This window comes from Nocardioides anomalus, assembly GCF_011046535.1.
Lineage (GTDB): Bacteria > Actinomycetota > Actinomycetes > Propionibacteriales > Nocardioidaceae > Nocardioides > Nocardioides anomalus.
Genome location: NZ_CP049257.1, coordinates 2017653 through 2039565, shown reverse-complemented (window position 1 = coordinate 2039565; position 21913 = coordinate 2017653). Strand labels below are relative to the sequence as shown.

The 21913-nt window shown below is 72.6% G+C and carries 20 protein-coding genes; 8 read left to right on the top strand and 12 right to left on the bottom strand.

Annotated elements, in window-relative coordinates:
* Positions 1–80 precede the first annotated feature (80 nt).
* From G5V58_RS10305 to G5V58_RS10285, 5 genes are all read right to left on the bottom strand, one after another.
* Positions 81–2606, bottom strand: coding sequence for an oligosaccharide flippase family protein (locus G5V58_RS10305; protein ID WP_165231948.1), 2526 nt, complete (start codon positions 2604–2606; stop codon positions 81–83).
* A gap of 12 nt (positions 2607–2618) precedes the next feature.
* Complete coding sequence (locus tag G5V58_RS10300) at positions 2619–4886, bottom strand: glycosyltransferase family 39 protein (RefSeq protein WP_165231945.1); 2268 nt, start codon at positions 4884–4886, stop codon at positions 2619–2621.
* Positions 4887–4889: 3 nt separating this feature from the next.
* Positions 4890–5978, bottom strand: coding sequence for a glycosyltransferase family 4 protein (locus G5V58_RS10295; protein WP_165231942.1), 1089 nt, complete (start codon positions 5976–5978; stop codon positions 4890–4892).
* 80 nt (positions 5979–6058) lie between these two features.
* Entirely contained in the window at positions 6059–6916 is an 858-nt protein-coding gene (locus G5V58_RS10290; protein WP_165231939.1) for a glycosyltransferase family 2 protein, read from the bottom strand.
* Between the two features lie 112 nt (positions 6917–7028).
* On the bottom strand, positions 7029–7997 hold the full coding sequence (locus G5V58_RS10285; RefSeq protein ID WP_407939732.1) for a heme o synthase: 969 nt from the start codon (positions 7995–7997) through the stop codon (positions 7029–7031).
* Positions 7998–8193: 196 nt separating this feature from the next.
* Between G5V58_RS10285 and tkt the strand changes: the two genes are divergently transcribed.
* From tkt to G5V58_RS10250, 7 genes are read left to right on the top strand one after another with little or no spacing between them, the layout of a single operon-like run.
* Complete coding sequence (gene tkt / locus G5V58_RS10280; RefSeq protein WP_230487345.1) at positions 8194–10227, top strand: transketolase; 2034 nt, start codon at positions 8194–8196, stop codon at positions 10225–10227.
* Positions 10224–11330, top strand: coding sequence for a transaldolase (tal, locus tag G5V58_RS10275; protein ID WP_165231933.1), 1107 nt, complete (start codon positions 10224–10226; stop codon positions 11328–11330). Before tkt ends, tal begins: the two co-directional genes overlap by 4 nt.
* Positions 11327–13000 carry a glucose-6-phosphate isomerase gene (pgi, locus tag G5V58_RS10270; RefSeq protein ID WP_165231930.1) on the top strand — a complete coding sequence of 558 codons (1674 nt, stop codon included), beginning with the start codon at positions 11327–11329 and terminating at the stop codon, positions 12998–13000. The genes tal and pgi overlap by 4 nt, the downstream gene beginning before the upstream one ends.
* Positions 13000–14529 (top strand): glucose-6-phosphate dehydrogenase, encoded by a 1530-nt coding sequence (gene zwf, locus G5V58_RS10265; protein ID WP_165231927.1) that lies wholly within the window; start codon positions 13000–13002, stop codon positions 14527–14529. Before pgi ends, zwf begins: the two co-directional genes overlap by 1 nt.
* Before the next feature lie 7 nt (positions 14530–14536).
* Complete coding sequence (locus G5V58_RS10260; protein WP_230487250.1) at positions 14537–15445, top strand: glucose-6-phosphate dehydrogenase assembly protein OpcA; 909 nt, start codon at positions 14537–14539, stop codon at positions 15443–15445.
* Positions 15442–16170, top strand: coding sequence for a 6-phosphogluconolactonase (pgl, locus tag G5V58_RS10255; RefSeq protein ID WP_165231925.1), 729 nt, complete (start codon positions 15442–15444; stop codon positions 16168–16170). The genes G5V58_RS10260 and pgl overlap by 4 nt, the downstream gene beginning before the upstream one ends.
* 7 nt (positions 16171–16177) lie before the next feature.
* Positions 16178–16852: a Type 1 glutamine amidotransferase-like domain-containing protein gene (locus tag G5V58_RS10250; protein WP_165231922.1), complete on the top strand. Its 675-nt coding sequence runs from the start codon at positions 16178–16180 to the stop codon at positions 16850–16852.
* Here the strand turns inward: G5V58_RS10250 and G5V58_RS10245 are convergent.
* Positions 16849–17700: a LysR family transcriptional regulator gene (locus G5V58_RS10245; RefSeq protein WP_165231918.1), complete on the bottom strand. Its 852-nt coding sequence runs from the start codon at positions 17698–17700 to the stop codon at positions 16849–16851. The two genes, G5V58_RS10250 and G5V58_RS10245, sit on opposite strands and share 4 nt — an antisense overlap.
* Positions 17701–17800: 100 nt before the next feature.
* Here G5V58_RS10245 and G5V58_RS10240 point away from each other — a divergent pair, with 100 nt between their 5' ends.
* Entirely contained in the window at positions 17801–18538 is a 738-nt protein-coding gene (locus G5V58_RS10240; RefSeq protein ID WP_165231915.1) for an SDR family NAD(P)-dependent oxidoreductase, read from the top strand.
* Positions 18539–18542: 4 nt separating this feature from the next.
* Here the strand turns inward: G5V58_RS10240 and G5V58_RS10235 are convergent, their stop codons facing one another.
* The 6 genes from G5V58_RS10235 to G5V58_RS10210 all read right to left on the bottom strand — a co-directional run bounded on the left by G5V58_RS10235 (position 18543) and on the right by G5V58_RS10210 (position 21912).
* On the bottom strand, positions 18543–18899 hold the full coding sequence (locus tag G5V58_RS10235; RefSeq protein WP_230487249.1) for a globin domain-containing protein: 357 nt from the start codon (positions 18897–18899) through the stop codon (positions 18543–18545).
* Between the two features lie 108 nt (positions 18900–19007).
* Entirely contained in the window at positions 19008–19199 is a 192-nt protein-coding gene (locus tag G5V58_RS10230; RefSeq protein ID WP_165231912.1) for a hypothetical protein, read from the bottom strand.
* 68 nt (positions 19200–19267) lie between these two features.
* Positions 19268–19627 carry an RNA polymerase-binding protein RbpA gene (locus tag G5V58_RS10225; protein WP_165231909.1) on the bottom strand — a complete coding sequence of 120 codons (360 nt, stop codon included), beginning with the start codon at positions 19625–19627 and terminating at the stop codon, positions 19268–19270.
* 10 nt (positions 19628–19637) lie between these two features.
* Positions 19638–19874 (bottom strand): preprotein translocase subunit SecG, encoded by a 237-nt coding sequence (gene secG / locus G5V58_RS10220; protein WP_165231907.1) that lies wholly within the window; start codon positions 19872–19874, stop codon positions 19638–19640.
* Between the two features lie 45 nt (positions 19875–19919).
* Positions 19920–20708 carry a triose-phosphate isomerase gene (gene tpiA / locus G5V58_RS10215; protein ID WP_165231904.1) on the bottom strand — a complete coding sequence of 263 codons (789 nt, stop codon included), beginning with the start codon at positions 20706–20708 and terminating at the stop codon, positions 19920–19922.
* Between the two features lie 4 nt (positions 20709–20712).
* On the bottom strand, positions 20713–21912 hold the full coding sequence (locus G5V58_RS10210; protein WP_165231901.1) for a phosphoglycerate kinase: 1200 nt from the start codon (positions 21910–21912) through the stop codon (positions 20713–20715).
* Between the last annotated feature and the right edge of the window lies 1 nt (position 21913).

Genomic DNA, 21913 nt, shown 5'->3' with positions numbered 1-21913 from the left:
ACCGACCGGGCCGAGTCTGTCAGGGCCGGGCCGTCGGCGTGAGGGGTTCGGGGAAAACAGGGGCCGGCTACGCAGCGGGTTCATCCCTTGGGGTGAGCGGTGCCGGCCGCCTCGTCGCGCTGCCGGCCCCAGGCCACCAGCGCGTCGTAGGTCTTCGTGGGCCGCAGCTGCCGGTCGACGAGGGTGTACTCCTGCGGGTCCCACGGGGTGGGGTGCAGGGCGTACCAGCTGAAGACCGGGACGTACGGCACGCAGGTGGCCTGCTTGAAGGCCTGGGTCAGGTAGCTCGCGCGCAGGTCGTCGGGGACCGCCTCGCGACCCTGGCCCGCGCGGGTGGAGTAGCCGAACTGGGTGATGTAGACCGGCAGGTCGCCGTCGCCGTGCTGGGCCATCACCTCGTGCAGCCCCATGAACCCGGTGAAGTTCTCGTCGTAGAGGCCGAACGGGTTCCGCTCGTAGCGCTTGGTGGGGTCCACCGAGTCCGGGGCGTGGTCGCCGGCGAACGGGTGGGCGCCGACCATGTCGAACGGGCTCCGCTCCAGCCCCAGCTGGTCGATGCCGCGGTAGACCCAGGTGAGGAAGCCGATGTCGTTGCTGGCCAGCCCGCCGCTGATCACCTTGGTCTGCGGGGCGACCGCGTGGACCGCGCGGTCGGTGACGTCCATCAGCCGGGCGAACTCGACCGGGTCGGGCCCGGTCGGCCACCACTTGGCCTCGTTGGGCTCGTTCCAGACCTCGAGGTAGTCGACCTGGCCGGCGACGTGCTTCATCACCTCGGTGACGAACGTCGACCAGGCGGCCAGCTCGGGCTGCGAGCGCGGCGCCTGGTTCTCGAACTGCGGCTCGTCGAGGGCCCAGTCGGGCATCCCGATCAGCTGCAGGCGCACCTGCATCCCGGCCGCGCGGGCCGCGGCGATGGTGCGGTCGACGTACTCGAACTCGATGGGGCCGCCCTGGACCGGCTGCATGGTGCGGAACGACGTCGTGGTGGAGATGACCCCCGCCCCGGCGGCCTGGGCCAGGCCGACCAGGCGGCGCAGGTCGGCGGCGCTGCGGATCGGGTGCGCCGGGTCGCCGGTGGCCGACTGGACGTTGAGGTCGATGGCCGGGCCGGGCTGCTCGGCGGTCGGCTCACAGGTCGGCACCGGGGCGCCGGGCTCGAGGAGCCCCGTGGAGGCGTCGATGCTGCGGTCGGGCGCGGCCTGGCGCTGGGTGACCACCCAGAACGTGCCGGCGGCGAGCGTCACCACCAGGACCGCGCCGAGCACGACCTGGGAGGCGGCGACCCCGGCCTCGGTGCGGCGGGCGGGCAGCGGCGAGCGCCAGTGCAGCCCACCGAAGGCGCGGCGCAGCCACGGCAGCCCCAGCACCATCTCCACCCCCATCGCGGCCAACCAGCCGAGGCAGAGCCCCCTGGCTCCACCGATGATCCCACCGGACGTGGCCCCGAGCACCTCGATCACCAGAGCCGTACCTGTGAGCCGCGTCGCCAGCGAGAAAGCCTGCTGGGAGCGCCACAGCACGACCAGGTGGTCCTTGAGCACCATCCACAGTCCCGCTGGCACCAACAACGCGAGGATGGCCCAGGAGTGACGGGCGTAGTCGCCGCCGAAGATCCACAGCACCGGCTCCCCCAGCACCCACGCGCCCACGCAGAGCAGCAGGCTGAGCGACAGCGCGGCCGGGATGGTCCGCTCCATGCTGCGGCGGAACTCCTCGGTCGTGGCGTTCGCGGCGTGCGCGAACAGCGCCGTGGCCAGCAGGTACGGCGGCAGGAAGACGAAGTTGGCCATCAGCCAGGCGATCGCGAACTCGGCGTTGCCCACCGAGCTCAGGGTCAGCGCGGCGACCACCGGCACCATCTGGGAGCCGGCGGCCAGGCACAGGCTGAGCAGGTGGTTGCGGATGGCCAGGGACTGGAAGGCGCGGATGTCGCGCAGCAGCGGCGGGCTGGTCCGGTCCCCGCGCGGCAGCCGGAGCCGCCACAGGGTGAAGGGGATCGAGCCGAGCAGCGGCAGCACCCAGCACAGCTGGAGCACGTGCGCCTCGGTGAAGCCCAGGACGAGCAGCAGCGCGGTGAGCGGGAAGCGCAGGCTGGAGGCCAGCAGGTTGCGCCACACCTGGAGCCCCGACTGCTTCACCCCCAGGCAGGCGTCGTCGACGACCAGCGCCCACGCGAACCCCGCCGTGCCCAGCACGAAGCAGGCGGCGCCGATCGGGTTGCCCAGCGCGTCGGCGAGGTTGGAGGACAGCAGCGGCGAGACCGCGACCAGCACGCCGCCCGCCACGGCCGAGGAGACCAGCACCACGAGCAGCGAGCGCAGGATCATCGTGCGCTGCCGGGCCGGCTCGTGCTTGGGCAGCTCGGAGACCAGCGTGGTGCTGTGGCCCAGGACGGTGACGATGCCGAGCAGGGTCTGGGCGTTGATGGCCGCGGCCGCGACGCCGACGTCGTGGGCGTCGACCAGGCGGGCCACGACGACCCAGAAGACGAGCCCCAGGAGCGCGGTGAGGACCTGCGCGGCCAGCAGCGAGCGGAACGGCGACCAGATGCCGGTCCGCACCGCCTCCGCAGACGCGACGTCGTCGCCGTACTGCTCAGCCATGGTGGGCGGCCATCAGCCGTCCCGGCCCAGCGCGGGCGGCGGGAGGGCGGTGTGGTCGAGCAGGCCGTGGTAGGCCGACCACACAGCCAGCGCGACCGCGGCCACGACCACCAGGGTGGTCGGCACGCCCCACGCCCAGGTGGTGAGCCGGCCGCGGCCCAGCGGCGCCGGCTGCTCGGTCAGGCTGACCAGGGCGTAGAGCACCACCGCGGCGGCGATCACGCCGGCCAGCGGGTTGAAGCCGGCCAGCACGCCGAGCACGCCCAGCACCATCGCGGCGGGCAGGGTCACCGCCGGGCGCCACACGTCGCGGGCCCGGAACCGGCGCGGGTCGAGGAGCCGGCCGCGCAGCACGAGGCCGATGAGGAGCAGCACCGAGACCGCGACGACCTGGTACGGCGTCCAGCTGCCCGGGATCCCCGGCGGGTCGTTGTGCACGTAGGTCTGGTGGGCTCCGCGCAGCGGGCGCACGTCGTACACGCGCACCGGTCCGTCCACGACCAGGTCGAAGCCGTCCTGGTCCTCGAACTTGGTCACCTGGTCGGCCTTGATCGTCATCGCGTCCGGGCCGTAGCCGCAGCTGGCCTCGAAGAAGCAGCCCGAGCGCACGGTCTGGCCGACCATGCGCGTGTCGACGACGATGAAGTCGACGTCGTTCTGAAGGACCAGGCGCAGCACGGTCTGGTCGACCGAGTGGGCGATGAACAACGGCGTCATGCTGTCGTAGCCGGCCGGCTGGGTGATGGTCGTGACCGGCGCGAAGTTGGGCAGCAGCCGGTTGAAGGTCGAGTCCGCGGCGATCCGGGATCCCGGCGGGACGTAGGTGCCGACCCACTGCGCCACCGCCACGGTGTCGGAGTCGATGGAGCGCTGCTCGGCCCCCGCCAGGTAGGGACCGGGGACCCGCTGCCAGTCCGGGCCGCTGCCCAGCAGCGTGCCGCCCATCACCAGCAGGAGCAGGGCAGGGACGACCAGGAGCCCGAAGCGGCGCAGCCGCGGGGCCAGCCAGGCGCCGACGACCAGGGCCATGGCCATGGTGACGAACGTCGAGGCGCGGTCGGCGACCTCGGCCGCGGACGGCGCGAAGCGGGCCAGCTGCAGCGCCGGGTAGGCCACCGCGATGGCCAGCGGCACGTAGCGCGCCTTGGTCGGGCCGACGCTGCCCTTGCGCCACGCCTGCCATGCCGCCGGCACCAGCAGCAGGCACCAGAGCAGGATCGAGCCGAACATCACGGCCAGCTCCCACGAGGGCTGCGGCGTACCGCCGGAGGACCCGATCTGCCGCTCGGGCTGGCTGCCGTCGATGACGGTCAGCAGCTCGCTGCTGGCCACGTCGAAGATCGGGCGCAGGTAGCTGATGAGCAGCGGGGCGATGACGGCGGTCCAGGCCAGCACCACCACGGTGCCGATCTCGGCGGTGATGAGCGTGAGCCGGAAGCGCCGCTCCTCCTGCCCGCGCCAGAAGAAGAAGGCCAGCACCCACAGCAGGACCAGCATCAGCCAGCTCGTGAGGTGGTGGGTGATCGCCAGCCCGCCCAGGCACACCTGGGCCGCGACCAGCTCCTTCCACGGCCGCTCCTTCTCGGAGTCGAAGCCCCGGACCACCAGGTACAGCGCGGCCATGAGCATCGCGATCGCGACGGTCTGGTAGCTGAACTGGCTGTTGAAGAAGTAGAACTGCGCGCTGCCGGCGTACAGCAGGACGGTGGCGGCGCCGACCTGGGTGGAGCGGCCGATCCGGCTGGCCAGCAGGAACAGGGCCAGGATGAAGACCGAGCGCGCGGTGAGCACGACCAGCACCTGGCAGGCGATGAGCGGCAGGCCGGTCAGCCAGTGCACGCCGGCCGTGGCGAACTCCAGGCCCGGGTAGTGCGGTGAGACCGGGAGCATGGTGTTGAGCTGGAAGAACTGCGCGTCCTCGACCAGGTCGACCAGCGTGGTGACGTGGAGGTTCTCGTCGAAGCGCGTGGAGAGCACCGGGTCGGTGAGGAACCACGAGGCGTACATGACCAGCCCGAAGGCCAGCGCCGAGCCGAGCCGCTGGTGCCCGGTCCGCGCCGGGGCCAGCAGCAGCCACGCGAACGGCACGACGATGAGGACGAAGCCGACGTACCAGAGGCCGATGGCCGTGGCCTCGTCGCCCTGCCAGCCCCAGTAGTAGCCGAGGACCTGGACGAGCAGGCCGACGCAGGACAGCAGCGTGGCCAGCGCCTCGAGGCGACGCGAGCTCGGGGCGGCGTCCTCGGGCACGCTGGGGCGTGCGTCGACTGCGGTGGCCACGGGTCAGCGGGCCAGGACGGACTGGTAGGTGTCGACCACGCCGGCGACGCTGGTCTCCCAGGTCGGCAGGGCCTCGACCGCCGGCCGCACCGGGTCGTCGAGCTGACGCTCGATCGCGCGGGCCGTCTCCTCGGCGCTGGCGTCGACGTCCACGCCCAGGGCCCAGCCGAGCTCCTCGAGCTCGGTGAGCCCGGACGTGCGCGCGACCACGGCGGGCCGCCCGAGGGCGAGCGCCTCCATCACCGCGACCGGGTGGGCCTCGTAGTCGCTCAGCAGCACCATCACGCCGGCCCGGGCCAGCGTGTCGGCCATGGCGGAGCGGTCGTCCGGCGGGACCAGCCGCACCTCGACCCGGTCGGCCACGCCGAGCTCGGCGGCCAGGCGCCGCAGCTCGTCCTCGTAGGGACCCGAGCCCAGCACCTCGAGCCGGGCGTCGGGCCGGACCTTGAGCAGGTAGGGCAGCGCCGCGACCGCGCGGTGGTGGCCCTTGTAGCGCTCCACCCGGCCCACGCTCACCACCAGCCCGGGCTCGGGCACCACCCCCGGGCTGACCGGCGGCAGCGCACCGCCGTTGCGGACCACGGCGATCCCCCCGGGCGGCAGGCCGAGGACCTCCTCGAAGCGCCGCGCCTCGTACTGCGAGACGCCCATCAGCCGCCGCGCGCGCCGCAGCAGCGGGCTCAGGACCCGCCACTGGGTGCTGCGCGCCCGCTCCCGGAACGCGCTGCTGTTGCCGCCGGTGTGGAAGGTCAGGACGTACGGCGTGCGCCGCAGCAGCGCCGCGAGCATGGCCAGGGGCGGCACCAGCGTGTGGATCCCCTGCACGTGCAGCAGGTCGTAGCGCCGGCGCAGCAGCGCCCAGAACAGCCCCGGGCTGAAGTACCAGTCCCGGCTGGCCGGGTAGGCCCGGAAGCGGCGGACCGTGTAGCCGTCGACGCGCTCGACCCGCGGCAGCCGCCCACTGCGGTCGGTGGTGAGCACCTCGAGGTCGTAGCCGCGCGCGACGACGCGCCCGGCCACCTCGGCCACGACCGACTCGATGCCGCCGATCTCCGGGCGGCACCGCGTCGCGACCATCCCGACACGCGTCACCGGATCATGGTCCCAGAGCGACCCCAGGCCCCGGGCCCCTTTGGCCGGGTGTCGCCCGTCTCGGCGGCGCCGGCGCGCCGTCAGTCGAGCAGCTCGCGGTCCAGGCGGCGGTCGCGGGCCAGGCGGGCCTTCTCGGTGCGCAGCGTGTGGAGCACGCGGAAGCCGTCGCGGAAGGTCCGCAGGTTGGTCTCACCGTGGATCCGGGCCCGCTCGACGCTGGGCACCTCCGTGACCGCGAGGCCGGCGGCCGCGACCCGGCAGGTGAGCAGCGTCTCGATCTCGAAGCCGTCGCCCCACAGCATCGGCGTGCCGGCGGGCGTGACGAGCTCGTGGTCGGGCAGGTCGAGGAGCGGGACGAGGTCGGCCCAGAAGGCGTTGTAGCCGTAGCAGAGGTCGGTGAAGCGGGTCCGGAACGAGACGTTCATCCAGGTGTGCAGGAACCGGTTGCCCAGCCGGCGCACCGGGGTGATGTCCTCGCTGCCGCCGCCGGGGCGGAAGCGCGTGCCCTTGGCGAAGTCGGCCCCGTCGACCAGCGCCGCGACGAAGCGCGGGATCTCGGCGGGGTCGGCTGAGCCGTCGGCGTCCAGCATGACCACGACGTCGCCGGTCACCTTCGCGAACCCGGCGGCCAGCGCGTTGCCCTTGCCGCGGCGCAGCTGGGCCACCGTCACCACGCCGGGGAGCAGCTCGCGGGCGGTCTCGACGGTGCCGTCGACCGATCCGCCGTCGACGAGGACCACCTCGTGGACCGGCGGCAGCGCGGGCAGCACCTCGCGCAGGTTGCGGGCCTCGTTGAGCGCCGGCACCACCACGCTGATCCGCGGCTGCGCCGGTCGCGTCGACATCCGCTCGGACGACTGCGCGGACCGGTGTGCGGACCGGTGCGCGGACAGGTCACCGCGGGCCACCGTCTCCGCCTCGCGGCGTGACACCCCCATGCCTTCGACCCCCCAGCCGAACGCCCGACCGCACGGCCCCCCACGGGCGCACTGGTCAAGCCAGGTCGACCTTACCCCGACGGGCGAGCCCGGCCGCGCGGCCGTACGCCGGTCAGCGGGTCAGCAGCGGGTCGAGCGCGACCGCGACGAACAGCAGGGAGAGGTAGAGGTTGGAGGCGTGGAACAGCCGCATCGGCTGGATGGCGGTGAGGTCCTCGGTGCCGCGCGTGCGCGCCCACATCCGGTGCGCCTCGAGCAGGAAGACGGCGCCGAGCACCGCGGCGGCGACCGGGTAGACCAGACCGGTGCCGGCCACCGGCCACAGCAGCAGCGACGTGGCCACCATCACCCAGCTGTAGACCACGACCTGGCGGCCGACCTCGCGGGCCGGGGCCACGACGGGCAGCATCGGCACGTCGACGTTGGCGTAGTCCTCGCGGTAGCGCAGGGCCAGCGCCCAGGTGTGGGGCGGGGTCCAGAAGAAGACCACCGCGAACAGCACGACCGGCACCCACGACAGCTCGCCGGTGACCGCGGTCCAGCCGATGAGGGCCGGGAAGCAGCCCGCGAGCCCGCCCCAGACGATGTTCTGGGTGGTGCGCCGCTTGAGCAGCATGGTGTAGCCGAAGACGTAGAACGCGTTGGCGCCCAGCGACAGCGCCGCCGAGAGCGGGTTGACCCACAGCAGCAGGACCGCGGTGGACAGCGCGGCCAGCACGACGCCGAAGACCAGCGCGGCCCGCGGCGAGACCAGGTGGCGCGGGAGCGCCCGGCGCCGGGTGCGGCGCATCTGCTCGTCGATGTCGCGGTCGTAGACGCAGTTGAAGACCGAGGCCGAGCCGGCCGAGAAGGTGCCGCCGACGACCGTCGCGGCCACCAGTCCGAGCGAGGGCACGCCCTGGGCGGCGAAGAACATCACCGGCACCGTGGTGAGCAGCAGCAGCTCGATGACACGGGGCTTGGTGAGCCCCACGTAGGCGGCCACCACGTCGCGGAAGGTGGCGGGCTCGACCCCGCCGTCAACCGGGGTCAGGACACCGCGGTGCGCGGTGCGCGGCACCGACTGGCCGACGTAGGTCACGGAACCTCGGAATAGGCGTTCGACGGGTGGGATTGGGGCACTGAGTCGCTGTGAGTCTAACCGCGGCGCTGAGTAGTCTCGGCAGTGCCCGCACCCCACCAGAAGGAGCACCGTGAGCACCACCTCCCAACCCCTGCCTGACCTCGAGTGGGACGAGCTCGACGACAAGGCTGTGGACACCGCTCGGGTGCTGGCGATGGACGCGGTGCAGAAGGTCGGCAACGGCCACCCGGGCACGGCCATGAGCCTGGCCCCGGCGGCGTACCTGCTCTTCCAGAAGGTCATGCGCCACGACCCCGCCGACACCGAGTGGATCGCCCGCGACCGCTTCGTGCTCTCGTGCGGGCACTCGAGCATCACGCTCTACACCCAGCTCTTCCTCGGCGGCTTCGGCCTCGAGCTCGAGGACCTCCAGGCGCTCCGCACCTGGGGCTCCAAGACCCCGGGCCACCCCGAGCTCCACCACACCCCCGGCGTGGAGGTCACCACGGGTCCCCTGGGCCAGGGCGTGGCCAACGCCGTCGGCATGGCGATGTCCGCGCGCCGCGTCCACGGCCTGCTGGACCCGGGCGCGGCGCCCGGCGAGAGCCTGTTCGACCACCACGTCTACGCGATCTGCTCCGACGGCGACCTCGAGGAGGGCGTCAGCGGCGAGGCCAGCTCGATCGCCGGCACGCAGCAGCTCGGCAACATCACGATGATCTACGACCGCAACCGGATCTCGATCGAGGGCGACACCGACGTGGCCTTCACCGAGGACGTCGCGAAGCGCTACGAGGCCTACGGCTGGCACGTCCAGACCGTCGACTGGACCAACGGCGGCACGGAGTACCGCGAGGACGTCCCGGCGCTGTACGACGCCATCCGGGCGGCCGGCGAGGTCACCGACCAGCCGTCGCTCATCGTGCTGGACACGATCATCGCCTGGCCCGCACCCCACGCCCAGGGCACCGAGAAGGCGCACGGCAGCGCGCTCGGCGCCGACGAGGTCGCTGCGACCAAGGAGATCCTCGGGTGGGACCCGGACAAGACCTTCGAGGTGCCCGCCGACGTCCTCGAGCGCACCCGCGGCCTGCGTGAGCGCGGTGCCGCGTGGGGCGCGGAGTGGGACGAGCGCTACGACCAGTGGTCCGCCGAGCACCCGGACCAGGCGAAGCTCCTGCACCGGCTCAAGGCCAAGGAGATGCCGGCCGAGCTCGCCGACGCCATCCCGAGCTTCGACGCCGACCCCAAGGGCATCGCCACCCGCGCCGCGTCGGGCAAGGTCATCAACGCCATCGCCGGCGTGGTCCCCGAGCTGTGGGGCGGCTCGGCCGACCTCGCGGGCTCGAACAACACCACCATCGAGTCCGCGCCGTCGTTCATCCCCGAGAGCCGCTCGACCAAGGAGTGGGAGGGCGACCCCTACCAGGGCCGGGTGCTCCACTTCGGCATCCGCGAGCACGGCATGGGCGCGATCATGAACGGCATCGCGGCCGACGGGCTGACCCGCGTCTTCGGCGGCACCTTCCTCACCTTCTCCGACTACATGCGCGGCTCGGTGCGGGTGGCGGCGCTGAGCCAGCTGCCGGTCACCTACGTGTGGACCCACGACTCGATCGGGCTCGGGGAGGACGGACCGACCCACCAGCCGATCGAGCACCTGGCCGCCCTGCGCGCCATGCCGGGCCTCGACGTCGTCCGCCCGGCCGACGCCAACGAGACCTCGGCCTGCTGGCAGACGGTCCTCTCGCACAGCGACCGTCCGGCGGCGCTGATCCTGACCCGGCAGAACGTCCCGGTCTTCCCGCGCGGCACCGACGGCTTCGCCACCACCGACAACGTGCACCGGGGCGGCTACGTCCTCCTCGACGCCGAGGACGCGACGCCCGACGTCGTGCTCCTGGCCACCGGCTCCGAGGTGCAGATCGCGGTCGAGGCGCGCGAGCTGCTCGCGGCCGACGACATCTCGGCCCGGGTGGTCTCGCTGCCGTGCCTGGAGTGGTTCGAGCAGCAGGACGCCGCCTACCGCGACCAGGTCCTCCCGCCCATCGTCAAGGCGCGGGTCTCGGTCGAGGCCGGCGTGAAGCAGGGCTGGCGCGAGCTGGTCGGCGACCGGGGCCGCATCGTCTCCATCGAGCGCTACGGCGCGTCCGCCGACTACGCGCGGATCTACCAGGAGTTCGGCATCACCGCGACGGCCGTCGCCGACGCGGCCCGCGACAGCATCCGTGAAGGGAACAACGCATGAGCGAGCGTCTTCAGGCTCTGGCCGACGCCGGAGTGTCCATCTGGCTCGACGACCTCTCCCGCGAGCGCATCGAGACCGGCAACCTGGCCGAGCTCGTCAAGGACAAGTCCGTCGTCGGCGTCACCACCAACCCGACGATCTTCGCCGCGGCCATCGCCGACGGCGAGCGCTACGACGAGCAGGTCCGCAAGCTCGTCGCCGACGGCGCCGACGTCACCAAGGTGATCTTCGAGCTCACCACCGAGGACGTCCGCAACGGCTGCGACATCCTCAAGCCGGTGGCCGACAGCACGAAGTACGACGGCCGGGTCTCGATCGAGGTCGAGCCCGACCTGGCCAACGACACCGACGCCACCATCGCCTCGGCCAAGAAGCTGTGGGCGGCCGTGGACCGGTCCAACGCCCTCATCAAGATCCCCGCCACCGAGGAGGGGCTGGCGGCGATCACCGCCGCGATCGCCGAGGGCATCTCGGTCAACGTCACGCTGATCTTCAGCGTCGAGCGCTACCGCAAGGTGATGGACGCCTACCTGGCCGGGCTCGAGAAGGCACGCGACGCCGGCATCGACCTGTCCACCATCCAGTCGGTGGCCTCGTTCTTCGTCTCGCGCGTGGACAGCGAGGTCGACAAGCAGCTGGAGGGCATCGGCACCGACGAGGCCCTGGCCCTGCGCGGCAAGGCGGCCGTCGCCAACGCCCGGATCGCCTACGCGGCGTACCTCGAGGTCGGCGCCAGCGAGCGCTGGAAGGCCCTCGAGGAGGCCGGCGCCAACCCCCAGCGGCCGCTGTGGGCCTCCACGGGCGTCAAGAACCCCGACTACCCCGACACCCTCTACGTCACCGAGCTGGTCGTCGCCGACACCGTCAACACGATGCCGGAGAAGACCCTCGACGCCTTCGCCGACCACGGCGAGGTCGAGGGCGACCGGGTCACCGGCGAGAAGGACGGCGCGCAGGCGGTCTTCGACCAGCTGCAAGAGGTCGGGATCTCACTGGACGACGTGTTCATCACCCTCGAGGAGGAGGGCGTGGACAAGTTCAAGAAGTCCTGGACCGAGCTGGTCGAGACCGTCCAGGGCCAGATGGAGCAGGCCGAGTCGTGACCCAGGGCTCGAGTGCCCCGGTCGACGCCACGACGACCGAGGCCTGGGACGCCCTGCGCGCCCTCGCGGACGGCTTCACCCCGAGCCTGCGGGCCTGGTTCGCCGAGGATCCCGAGCGCGTCGACGCGCTCACCTTCGCCGCGGCGGACCTGCACGTCGACCTCTCCAAGGGCCTCGTCACCCAGCCGGTGCTGACCGAGCTGCTGGCCCTGGCCGAGCAGGTCGGGCTGACCGAGCGGCGCGACGCGATGTTCCGCGGCGAGCACATCAACGTCACCGAGGACCGCGCGGTGCTGCACACGGCGCTGCGGCTCCCCCGGGACGCCCAGCTCGAGGTCGACGGCCAGGACGTCGTGGCCGACGTGCACGAGGTGCTCGACCGGGTCTACGCGTTCGCCGAGCAGGTCCGCTCCGGTGCGTGGACCGGCGTCACCGGCGAGCGGATCCGCACGGTGGTCAACATCGGCATCGGCGGCTCCGACCTCGGACCGGTGATGGCCTACGAGGCGCTCGAGCCCTACCGCCAGGAGGGGCTCGAGTGCCGGTTCATCAGCAACATCGACCCCACGGACGCCGCCCAGACCCTGAAGGGTCTCGACCCCGCGAGCACGCTGTTCATCGTCTCCAGCAAGACCTTCGGGACCCTGGAGACGCTGACCAACGCCCGGCTGTGCAAGGCCTGGCTGCTCGACGGCTTGTCGGGTCAGGACGAGGCCGAGGCGGTCCGCAAGCACTTCGTGGCTGTCTCCACCGCGTTGGACAAGGTGGCCGACTTCGGCATAGACCCGGACAACGCGTTCGGCTTCTGGGACTGGGTCGGTGGGCGCTACTCGATGGACTCCGCCATCGGCACGTCGCTGGTCGTGGCCATCGGGCCGGAGCGGTTCGCCGAGCTGCTGGCCGGGTTCCACGCGATGGACGAGCACTTCCGCACCACCCCGCTGGAGCGGAACGTCCCGGTGCTGATGGGGCTGCTGAACGTCTGGTACGCCGACTTCCTTCGCGCCCAGACCCACGCGGTGCTCCCTTACAGCCAGCTGCTGCACCGCTTCCCGGCGTACCTCCAGCAGCTGACCATGGAGTCCAACGGCAAGGGCGTGCGCTGGGACGGCACCCCGGTCAGCGCGGGCACCGGCGAGGTGTTCTGGGGCGAGCCGGGCACCAACGGCCAGCACGCGTTCTACCAGCTCATCCACCAGGGCACCCGGCTGATCCCGGCCGACTTCATCGCCTTCGCGGAGCCGGCCTACCCGCTGAGGGATGACCACGACGGACAGAGCACCGACGTGCACGAGCTGTTCCTGGCCAACTTCTTCGCCCAGACCCGGGCGCTGGCCTTCGGCAAGACCGCCGACGAGGTCCGCGCCGAGGGCACCGACGAGTCGGTGGTGCCGGCCCGGGTGTTCACCGGCAACCGGCCGACCGCCTCGATCATGGCGCCGGCGCTGACCCCGTCGGTGCTCGGCCAGCTGGTCGCGCTCTACGAGCACACCACCTTCACCGAGGGCGTGGTCTGGGGCATCGACTCCTTCGACCAGTGGGGCGTCGAGCTGGGCAAGCAGCTGGCCCAGCAGGTCACCGCCGCGGTGGCCGGCGACGAGTCGGTCGCCGCCGAGCAGGACCTGTCCACCCAACGGCTGATCGCCTACTACCGGGAGCACCGCCGCTGATGGCCGCGTCGTACACGAACCCCCTGCGCGACCCGCAGGATCGCCGGCTCCCCCGGATCGCCGGCCCGTGCGGGATGGTGCTGTTCGGGGTGACCGGCGACCTGTCGCGCAAGAAGGTCATGCCGGCCATCTACGACCTGGCCAACCGCGGGCTGCTGCCGCCGGGCTTCAGCCTCGTCGGCTTCGCCCGTCGCGACTGGGCCGACCAGGACTTCGCCGACATCGTCCACGACTCGGTCAAGCAGTACGCCCGCACCGAGTTCCGCGAGGAGACCTGGCGCCAGCTGGCCGAGGGCTTCCGGTTCGTGCCCGGCGAGTTCGACGACGACGTGGCCTTCGACCACCTGCGCCGCACCATCGAGGAGCTCGACCAGTCCCGCGGCACCGACGGCAACCACGCCTTCTACCTGGCCATCCCGCCGGCGTACTTCGGCACCGTCGCCCAGCAGCTCAAGGAGCACGGGCTGGCCCAGGCCAGCGAGGACCGCTGGCGACGCGTGGTGATCGAGAAGCCGTTCGGCCACGACCTGGCCTCCGCGCAGGAGCTCAACGCCGCGCTGATGGAGGTCTTCCCGCCGGACTCGATCTTCCGCATCGACCACTACCTCGGCAAGGAGACGGTCCAGAACATCCTGGCGATGCGCTTCGCCAACGAGATGATCGAGCCGCTCTGGAACGCCAACTTCGTCGACCACGTGCAGATCACGATGGCTGAGGAGGGCGGCATCGAGGGCCGGGCCGGCTACTACGACGGCATCGGCGCGGCCCGCGACGTCATCCAGAACCACCTGCTCCAGCTGATGGCGCTGACCGCGATGGAGGAGCCGACGTCGTTCGACGCCACCTCGCTGCGCCACGAGAAGCAGAAGCTGCTGGCCTCGGTCTCGCTCCCCCGCCGGCTCGACCTCACCACCGCCCGCGGGCAGTACGCCGCCGGCTGGTCCGGTGGGCGCAAGGTCAACGGCTTCCTCGACGAGGACGGCGTGGGCCGGCGCTCGACCACCGAGACCTTCGCCGCCGTCACCCTGCACGTGGACAACCGGCGCTGGGCCGGGGTGCCGTTCTACCTGCGCACCGGCAAGCGGCTCGGGCGCCGGGTCACCGAGGTGGCCGTGGTCTTCAAGCGCGCGCCGCACCAGCCCTTCAACGCCACCGCGGTCGAGGAACTGACCCAGAACGCCTTCGTCATCCGGGTCCAGCCCGACGAGGGCGTGACGCTGCGGTTCGGCTCCAAGGTGCCGGGCTCCTCGATGGAGATCCGCGACGTGAACATGGACTTCGTCTACGGCGGCTCGTTCACCGAGTCCTCGCCGGAGGCCTACGAGCGGCTGATCCTCGACGTGCTGCTGGGCGACCCGCCGCTGTTCCCGCGGCACGAGGAGGTCGAGCTGTCCTGGCAGATCCTCGACCCGATCCTCGAGCACTGGCAGCGCAAGGGCTCGCCCGAGCCCTACGCCTCCGGCGGCTGGGGTCCGCAGGCTGCCGACAAGATGCTCGCCCGCGACGGACGCACCTGGAGAAGGCCGTGATGCAGCCATGATGATCGCGCTCCGCGACACCGACTCCGCGGCCATCGCCGCGGAGTTCCGGCGGTCCCGCACCCGCGCGGGCAGCCCGGCCATGGGCATGGTGCTGACCATGGTCATCGTCGCCGACGAGGACGACGCCGACGCCGCCATGGAGATGGGCCGTGAGGCCTCCCACGAGCACCCCGCGCGGGTGCTCGGCGTGATCCTGGGCGACGGCCGGGGCGCCTCCCAGGTCGACGCCCAGGTCGGCACCGGCTCGGGCTGGACCGGCGAGACCGCACTCATCAAGCTGAGCGGCGAGGTGGTCAAGCACCCCGACTCGGTCGTGCTGCCGCTGCTGCTGCCCGACTCGCCGGTCGCGGTCTGGTGGCCGACCGACCCGCCCCTCGACCCGGCCGCGGACCCGCTCGGCGCGCTGGCCCAGCGCCGGATCACCGACTCGGCCAACGTCTCGCGCAACCACGCGGCGGTGCTGCGCAACCAGTGCAAGGCCTACACCCGCGGCAACACCGACCTGGCCTGGACCCGGCTCACCCCCTGGCGCGCGCTGCTCGCCGCGGCGCTCGACCAGCACCCGCTCAAGGTCACCGGCGGCTCGGTCACGGCCGAGCGGGCCAACCCGTCCGCCGACCTGCTCGTGGCCTGGCTGCACAGCCGGCTGGGCGTGGCCATCGAGCGCAAGAACTCCAAGGGCCCCGGCGTCACCGCCGTCGAGCTGACCACCAAGGAGGGCCCGATCCGCATCGACCGGCCCGACGGCCGGCTCGCGACGTACTCCTCCCCCGGCCACCCCGACCGTCCCATCGCCCTGCGTCGCCGCGACGTCCACGAGCTGCTGGCCGAGGAGCTGCGTCGCCTCGACAAGGACGACGTCTACGCCTCCGTCGCCCGCGCCCTCACCAGGAGCCACGCATGAACGCCCCCCGCGTCGAGGTCCACGACGACGCCCCCGCCCTGGCCACCGCCGTGGCCGGCGAGCTGCTCAACCGGCTCGCCGAGGTCCAGTCCGCCGGCGGCGAGCCGCACATCGCGCTGACGGGCGGCACCATCGCCGACGCGATCCACGCCGAGCTGGCCCGGCTGGCGCCGGCCTCGGACGTGGACTGGTCGCGGGTGGTCGTGTGGTGGGGCGACGAGCGGTTCGTGGAGCCGGCCTCCGACGACCGCAACGAGCGCGCCGCCCGCGAGGCGTTCCTCGACCACGTCGACCTCGACCCGGCCAAGGTCCACCCGATGCCCTCGACCGAGGCCGCGGCCGACGTCGACGAGGCCGCGGCGGCGTACTCCCGGGAGATGCAGGAGTACGGCTCGGGTGCCTTCGACGTGCTCATGCTCGGCGTCGGCCCCGACGGGCACGTCGCGTCGTTGTTCCCCGGCTTCCCGCAGCTCGACGTGGACGACCGGATCGCGGTCGGGGTCACCGACTCCCCCAAGCCGCCGCCGCTGCGGACCAGCCTGACCTTCGACGCCCTCAACCGGTCCAAGTCGGTCTGGTTCCTGGTCAGCGGCGAGGGCAAGGCCGACGCGGTGGCCCGCGCGCACGCCGAGGGCACGGACCGGCACGACTGCCCCGCCTCGGGGGTGCAGGGCACCGACGAGACGATCTGGTTCCTGGACCGCGAGGCCGCCTCCCGGCTCTGATGCGCTGATGAAGCTGCTGCTGACGTCCGGTGGCGTCACCAACCCCAGCATCGAGGCGGCGCTCGTCGACCTGCTCGGCCGGCCGATCGCGGAGTGCGACGCGCTCTGCGTCCCGACCGCGCAGTACGCCCACCCGTGGGTGGGTCCGGGGGTGAAGCCCTGGGGCTTCATCAGCGGCACCGAGCCGCACGCGATGACCGCGCTGGGCTGGCGCTCGGTGGGCGTGCTGGAGCTGACCGCGCTCCCCTCGATCCCGCGCGAGCTGTGGGAGCCCACCGTGCGGGAGGCCGACGTCCTGCTGGCGGCGGGCGGCGACGCGGCGTACCTCGCCCACTGGATGCGCGAGTCCGGCCTGGCCGACCTGCTGCCGGAGCTGGACGCGGTGTGGGTCGGGCTCAGCGCCGGCAGCATGGTGATGACGCCCCGGGTCGGTGCGGACTTCGTGCAGTGGGAGCCGCTCATCGGCGACGACCGACAGCTCGGCCTGGTCGACTTCTGCCTCTGCCCGCACCTGGCCGCGGACGGCGAGCCGGGCAACTCGATGGCCGAGTGCGAGGCCTGGGCAGCCGGGATCGGCCACCCGGCGTACATCGTGGACGACCAGACCGCGCTCGTGGTCACCGACGCCGGCGTGGAGGTCGTCTCCGAGGGCCGGTGGCGCTACGTCGAGCCGGCCTCCTAGAGGCGCGTCGCCGTGCGCACGAGCCCGGCGACGCCGGTCGACGTGCTCTGCGGCGGCCAGGCGATGACCGTGGTCACCTGTGGCGCGTCGCAAAGCGGGACGACCGCGAGGCCGTCGCGCAGGTTCACCCGGGCCGACTCGGGCAGCACCAGGGCGGTGCGGCCCAGCCGCACCAGCTGGAGGACCTGCGTGAGGTCGCGCAGCTCGGGGCCGGGGCCGTCGGGGTAGCTGCCGTCCACGCGTGGCCACCGCGGGGGCGGCAGGTCCGGGAGCGACCGGGCCTCGGCCACGCTCAGGCTGGTCCGGCCGCTGGCCGGGTGCCCGGCGGGCAGCACCAGGACCTGGTCCTCGACCACGAGCGGCTCGGTGTCGAAGCCGCTCAGGTCGTCGAAGGGGTCGTGGAGGATGGCCACGTCGGCCCGGCCGTCGCGCAGCATCAGGGCCTGGTGCCCGGGCGGGCTGAGCACGACCTCGACCTCGACGGCGTCGGGCTCCGCGGCGTAGGCGTCGAGCAGCTTGGCCATCAGCTCGCTGGACGCGCCGGCCTTGGCGGTCAGCACCACGCCGGCGGTCGTCCCGCGGCCGGCGTCGGCCGCCCGCCGGGTGCGGCGCTCGGCGGCGTCCACCGCGGCCAGCGCCGCGCGGCCCTCCTCGAGCAGGGTGTGGCCCGGGGCGGTGAGCGTCACGCCGCGCGGTCCGCGCACGAACAGGCGTGCGCCGAGCCGGCGCTCGAGCTGAGCGATGGCCCGCGACAGCGGCGGCTGGGCCATGCCCAGGCGCTCGGCCGCCCGCCCCACGTGCTGCTCCTCCGCGACGGCGACGAAGTAGCGCAGCTCGCGGGTCTCCACGTCAGCGAGCCTACGCCTGACCTGGTGTCATACCCGCGCGGTATGGCGCGGCACCGGATCGGTCCTGGTGCCGCGCAGGTGGCGAGCCCATGATCGAGGCATGACCACTGACTCGTCCTCCACCAAGCCGGTCGCCCTGGTGACCGGCGCCAACAAGGGCATCGGCTACGAGATCGCCGCCGGCCTGGCCCGCCTCGGCTTCCGCGTCGGCGTGGGCGCCCGCGACCCCCAGCGCCGGGCGGACGCCGTGGCGAAGCTGAGCGCCGAGGGCCACGACGTGTTCGGCGTACCCCTCGACGTGACCGACGACGCCAGCGTGGCCGCCGCGGCCGCCCAACTCGCCGACGAGGGTGGGCTGGAGGTCCTCGTGAACAACGCCGCCATCACCGGCGGGATGCCGCAGGAGCCCTCGCAGGTGAGCGCCGAGCAGGTCCGGGAGGTCGTGGACACCAACGTGCTCGGTGTCATCCGCGTGACCAACGCCGTGCTCCCGCTGCTGCGCGAGGCCCGCTCGCCGCGGATCGTCAACGTCTCCAGCACGGTCGGGTCGCTCGGCCTGCAGACCGCCCAGCAGGAGGCGGTGGGGCCGATCTCCGGCGCCTACTCGCCGACCAAGACCTACCTCAACGCGATGACCGTGCAGTACGCCAAGGAGCTGGCCGGCACGGGGATCCTCGTCAACGCCGGCTGCCCCGGCTACGTGGCCACGGACCTCAACGGCCACCGGGGCCTGCGCACGCCCGAGCAGGGCGCCGCGGTCTTCCTCGAGCTCGCCACCCTGCCCGACGACGGCCCGACCGGCACCTTCCGCGACGAGACCGGCGTCCAGCCCTGGTGAGGGCTCAGGCCCGGGGCCCGTCGCCGGGCGGGACCCGGGCCGCGCCCGCGAGCATCAGGTCCCGGACGTCGCCGAAGGTCGCGCTCCAGTCCTCGGCCAGCGCGGGCGTCCACCCCTCCCCGGTGAGCTCGCACATCGCGGCGAGCATGCACTCCTCGAACGCGTCGTACATCGGCTCGGTCACGCCCCACGCGGCGTGCTGCGCGCCGAGCGCGCCGAGCGCCGTGCTCAGCCAGTCCCGGTCACCCAGGTGCTCCAGGGTGGCCTGCATCGCCGTGCGGAGCATGGCCGCCTGCGGCCGCACGTCGGCGGCGAACAGCCGGCGCACCCCCGGGTAGGGCTCGAAGAGCAGGGCGTACAAGCGCCGGGTCAGCCCGTCGTCCGGAAGCGCCAGCAGGGCCAGGCTGTGCCTCCGGGTGCGCAGGTGCCGCGGGTCCTCGGTCCCGGGGGCGTTGCGGTCCTCGCCCAGCTAGCGCACCGCGCGGCTGCGCGGGTCGAGCACGTAGCTGTGCCACAGCGGCTCGTCGGAGGCCTCGTCGACGACGAACGTCACCACGACCGAGCCCGGCAGCTCGCCGCAGCTCAGGTCGAAGCTGACCGTGGCACCGTCGAACGGCCCGGCCTCGAGCTCTGCGGTCCAACCGCTGGGCTCCTCGCTCATCGGCGGCCAGTACCCTCTGGCCACCCGAGCACGCGCCTGGTCGGACGGCGCCGGCGGCGGCGCGAGGCTCAGAAGATGATGTCGCCGGACTTGCGCCGCGAGCGCAGCAGCTGCAGGGCCTCGTCGAGGATGTTCTCGGCCTCCTTGTCGGAGCGCCGCTCCTTCACGTAGGCCAGGTGCGTCTTGTAGGGCTCGATCTTGGGCGCCGGGGGCGGGTTGTCGGAGTCCACGCTGGCCGGCAGGCCGCACTTGGGGCAGTCCCAGGTCTCCGGGGCCGCGGCCTCGATGGCGAAGGTGACCACCGAGCGGTGGTCGTGGGAGCAGAAGTAGGTGATCGTCTGGCGGGGTGCGGCCTCGCCGCGCTCCGCCTCGCCCATGGGGCCGGCGCCGACCCGGCTGCCACGGATGGCGTTCCCTCCACCGGCCATGGTGTCCCCCTCAGCCCTGGTAGGCGAGCAGCAGGCCCAGCGCGATGACGCAGGCGAACCAGATGACGCCGATGCCGACCGTGAGCCGGTCGAGGTTGCGTTCGGCGACCGAGGAGCCGCCCAGCGAGCTGGAGACACCGCCACCGAACATGTCGGAGAGGCCGCCACCGCGACCCTTGTGCAGGAGGACCAGCATGATCATCAGCAGGCTGGCGATGATCAGGATGATCGTGAAGAGGAGATCCACGGCCGCGATCCTACGTCACGCAGGCATCCCACCCCTACGGGTGGATCAGAGCACCGGCATGTCGTAGTAGCGGCAGATGCCGCCGAACTCCTCGGCCTCGAGGCTGGCGCCCCCGACCAGGCAGCCGTCGACGTCGACCTCGGCCATGATCCCGGCCACGTTGGCCGCCTTGACCGAGCCGCCGTAGAGGATGCGCACGGCGTCCGCGGCCGCCTCGCCGTACGCCTCGCGCACCTGGCCGCGGATGGCCTGGCACACCTCCTGCGCGTCGGCCGGGGTGGCCACCTCGCCGGTGCCGATCGCCCAGACCGGCTCGTAGGCGATGACGAGGCCCGCGACCTGCTCGGCGCTGAGGCCGGCCAGGGACCCCTCGACCTGGCTCATGCAGTGCGGGACGTGCTCGCCGGCCTGGCGGACCTCCAGGCCCTCACCCACACAGACGAGGGGCGTCATTCCGGCGGCCAGGGCCTTGGCGGCCTTGGTGGCGACCAGCTCGTCGGTCTCGCCGTGGTGCTGGCGGCGCTCGCTGTGCCCCACGACGACGTAGGAGCAGCCCAGCTTGGCCAGCATGGCCGCGGAGATCTCGCCGGTGTAGGCGCCGCCGTCGTGCTCGGAGACGTCCTGCGCGCCGTACTTGATCTGCAGGCGGTCGCCGTCGACCAGGGTCTGCACCGAGCGGATGTCGGTGTAGGGCGGCACGACGGCCACCTCGACGCGCCCGAAGTCGTGCTTCTTGTCGGCGAGGATCCACGCCAGCTTCTGGACGAGGACCACCGCCTCCTGGTGGTTGAGGTTCGACTTCCAGTTGCCGGCCATCAGCGGCGTGCGGGTCATGCGCTCAGTCCTCGAGTACGTCGATGCCGGGGAGCGTCTTGCCCTCGAGGTACTCGAGGCTGGCGCCGCCGCCGGTGGAGATGTGGCCGAACGCGTCGTCGTCGAAGCCGAGCGTGCGCACCGCGGCCGCGGAGTCACCGCCGCCGACGACCGACAGTCCGTCGACCTGGGTCAGCGCCTCGGCCACCGCACGGGTGCCCTCGGCGAACGCGGGTGTCTCGAAGACGCCCATCGGGCCGTTCCAGAAGACCGTCCGCGCGCCCCGCACCTGCTCGGCGAAGGCCTGCGCCGACTCCGGGCCGATGTCGAGGCCCAGCGCGTCGTCCGGGATGGCGTCCGCGGCCACGACCTGCGGCTGCGGCTCGCGGTCACCGCTCGGGAACGCGGTGTCCACGACGATGTCGGTGGGCAGCACGATGGTCTTGCCGGTGTCCTGCGCGCGCTGGAGGTACTCGCGGCAGGTCTCGACCTGGTCCTCCTCGAGCAGCGACTTCCCGACCCCGAGGCCCTGGGCCCTGAGGAAGGTGAAGACCATCCCGCCGCCGATGAGCAGGGTGTCGGCCTTGCCGAGCAGGCTGTCGATGACGCCGAGCTTGTCGGAGACCTTGGAGCCGCCCAGCACCACGACGTACGGGCGCTCGGGGTCCTCGGTCAGGCGCCGCATCACCTCGAGCTCGGCCGAGACCAGCCCGCCCATGGCGTGCGGGAGCCGCTGCGCGACGTCGTACACCGACGCCTGCTTGCGGTGCACGACCCCGAAGCCGTCGGAGACGAACGCGTCGGCCAGCTCCGCGAGCTGGTCGGCGAACGCACCGCGCTCACCCTCGTCCTTGCTGGTCTCGCCCGCGTTGAAGCGGACGTTCTCCAGCAGGGCGACCTGTCCGTCCGCTAGCGCTTCCACCGTTGCCCGGGCGCTCTGGCCCACGGTGTCGGTGGCGAACGCGACGTCCTGGCCGAGCAGCTCGCCGAGGCGTACGGCGACCGGCTGCAGCGAGTACTTCTCGTCCGGCTCGCCCTTCGGCCGCCCGAGGTGGGCGGTCACGACCACCCGGGCGCCCGCGTCGGCGAGCGCCTGGATGGTCGGCACGCTGGCCCGGATCCGGCCGTCGTCGGTGATGCGCTGGCCGTCCAGGGGCACGTTGAGGTCCGACCGGACGAGGACCTTCTTGCCCTGCACCTCGCCCAGCCCGGCGTACTCCCCCACG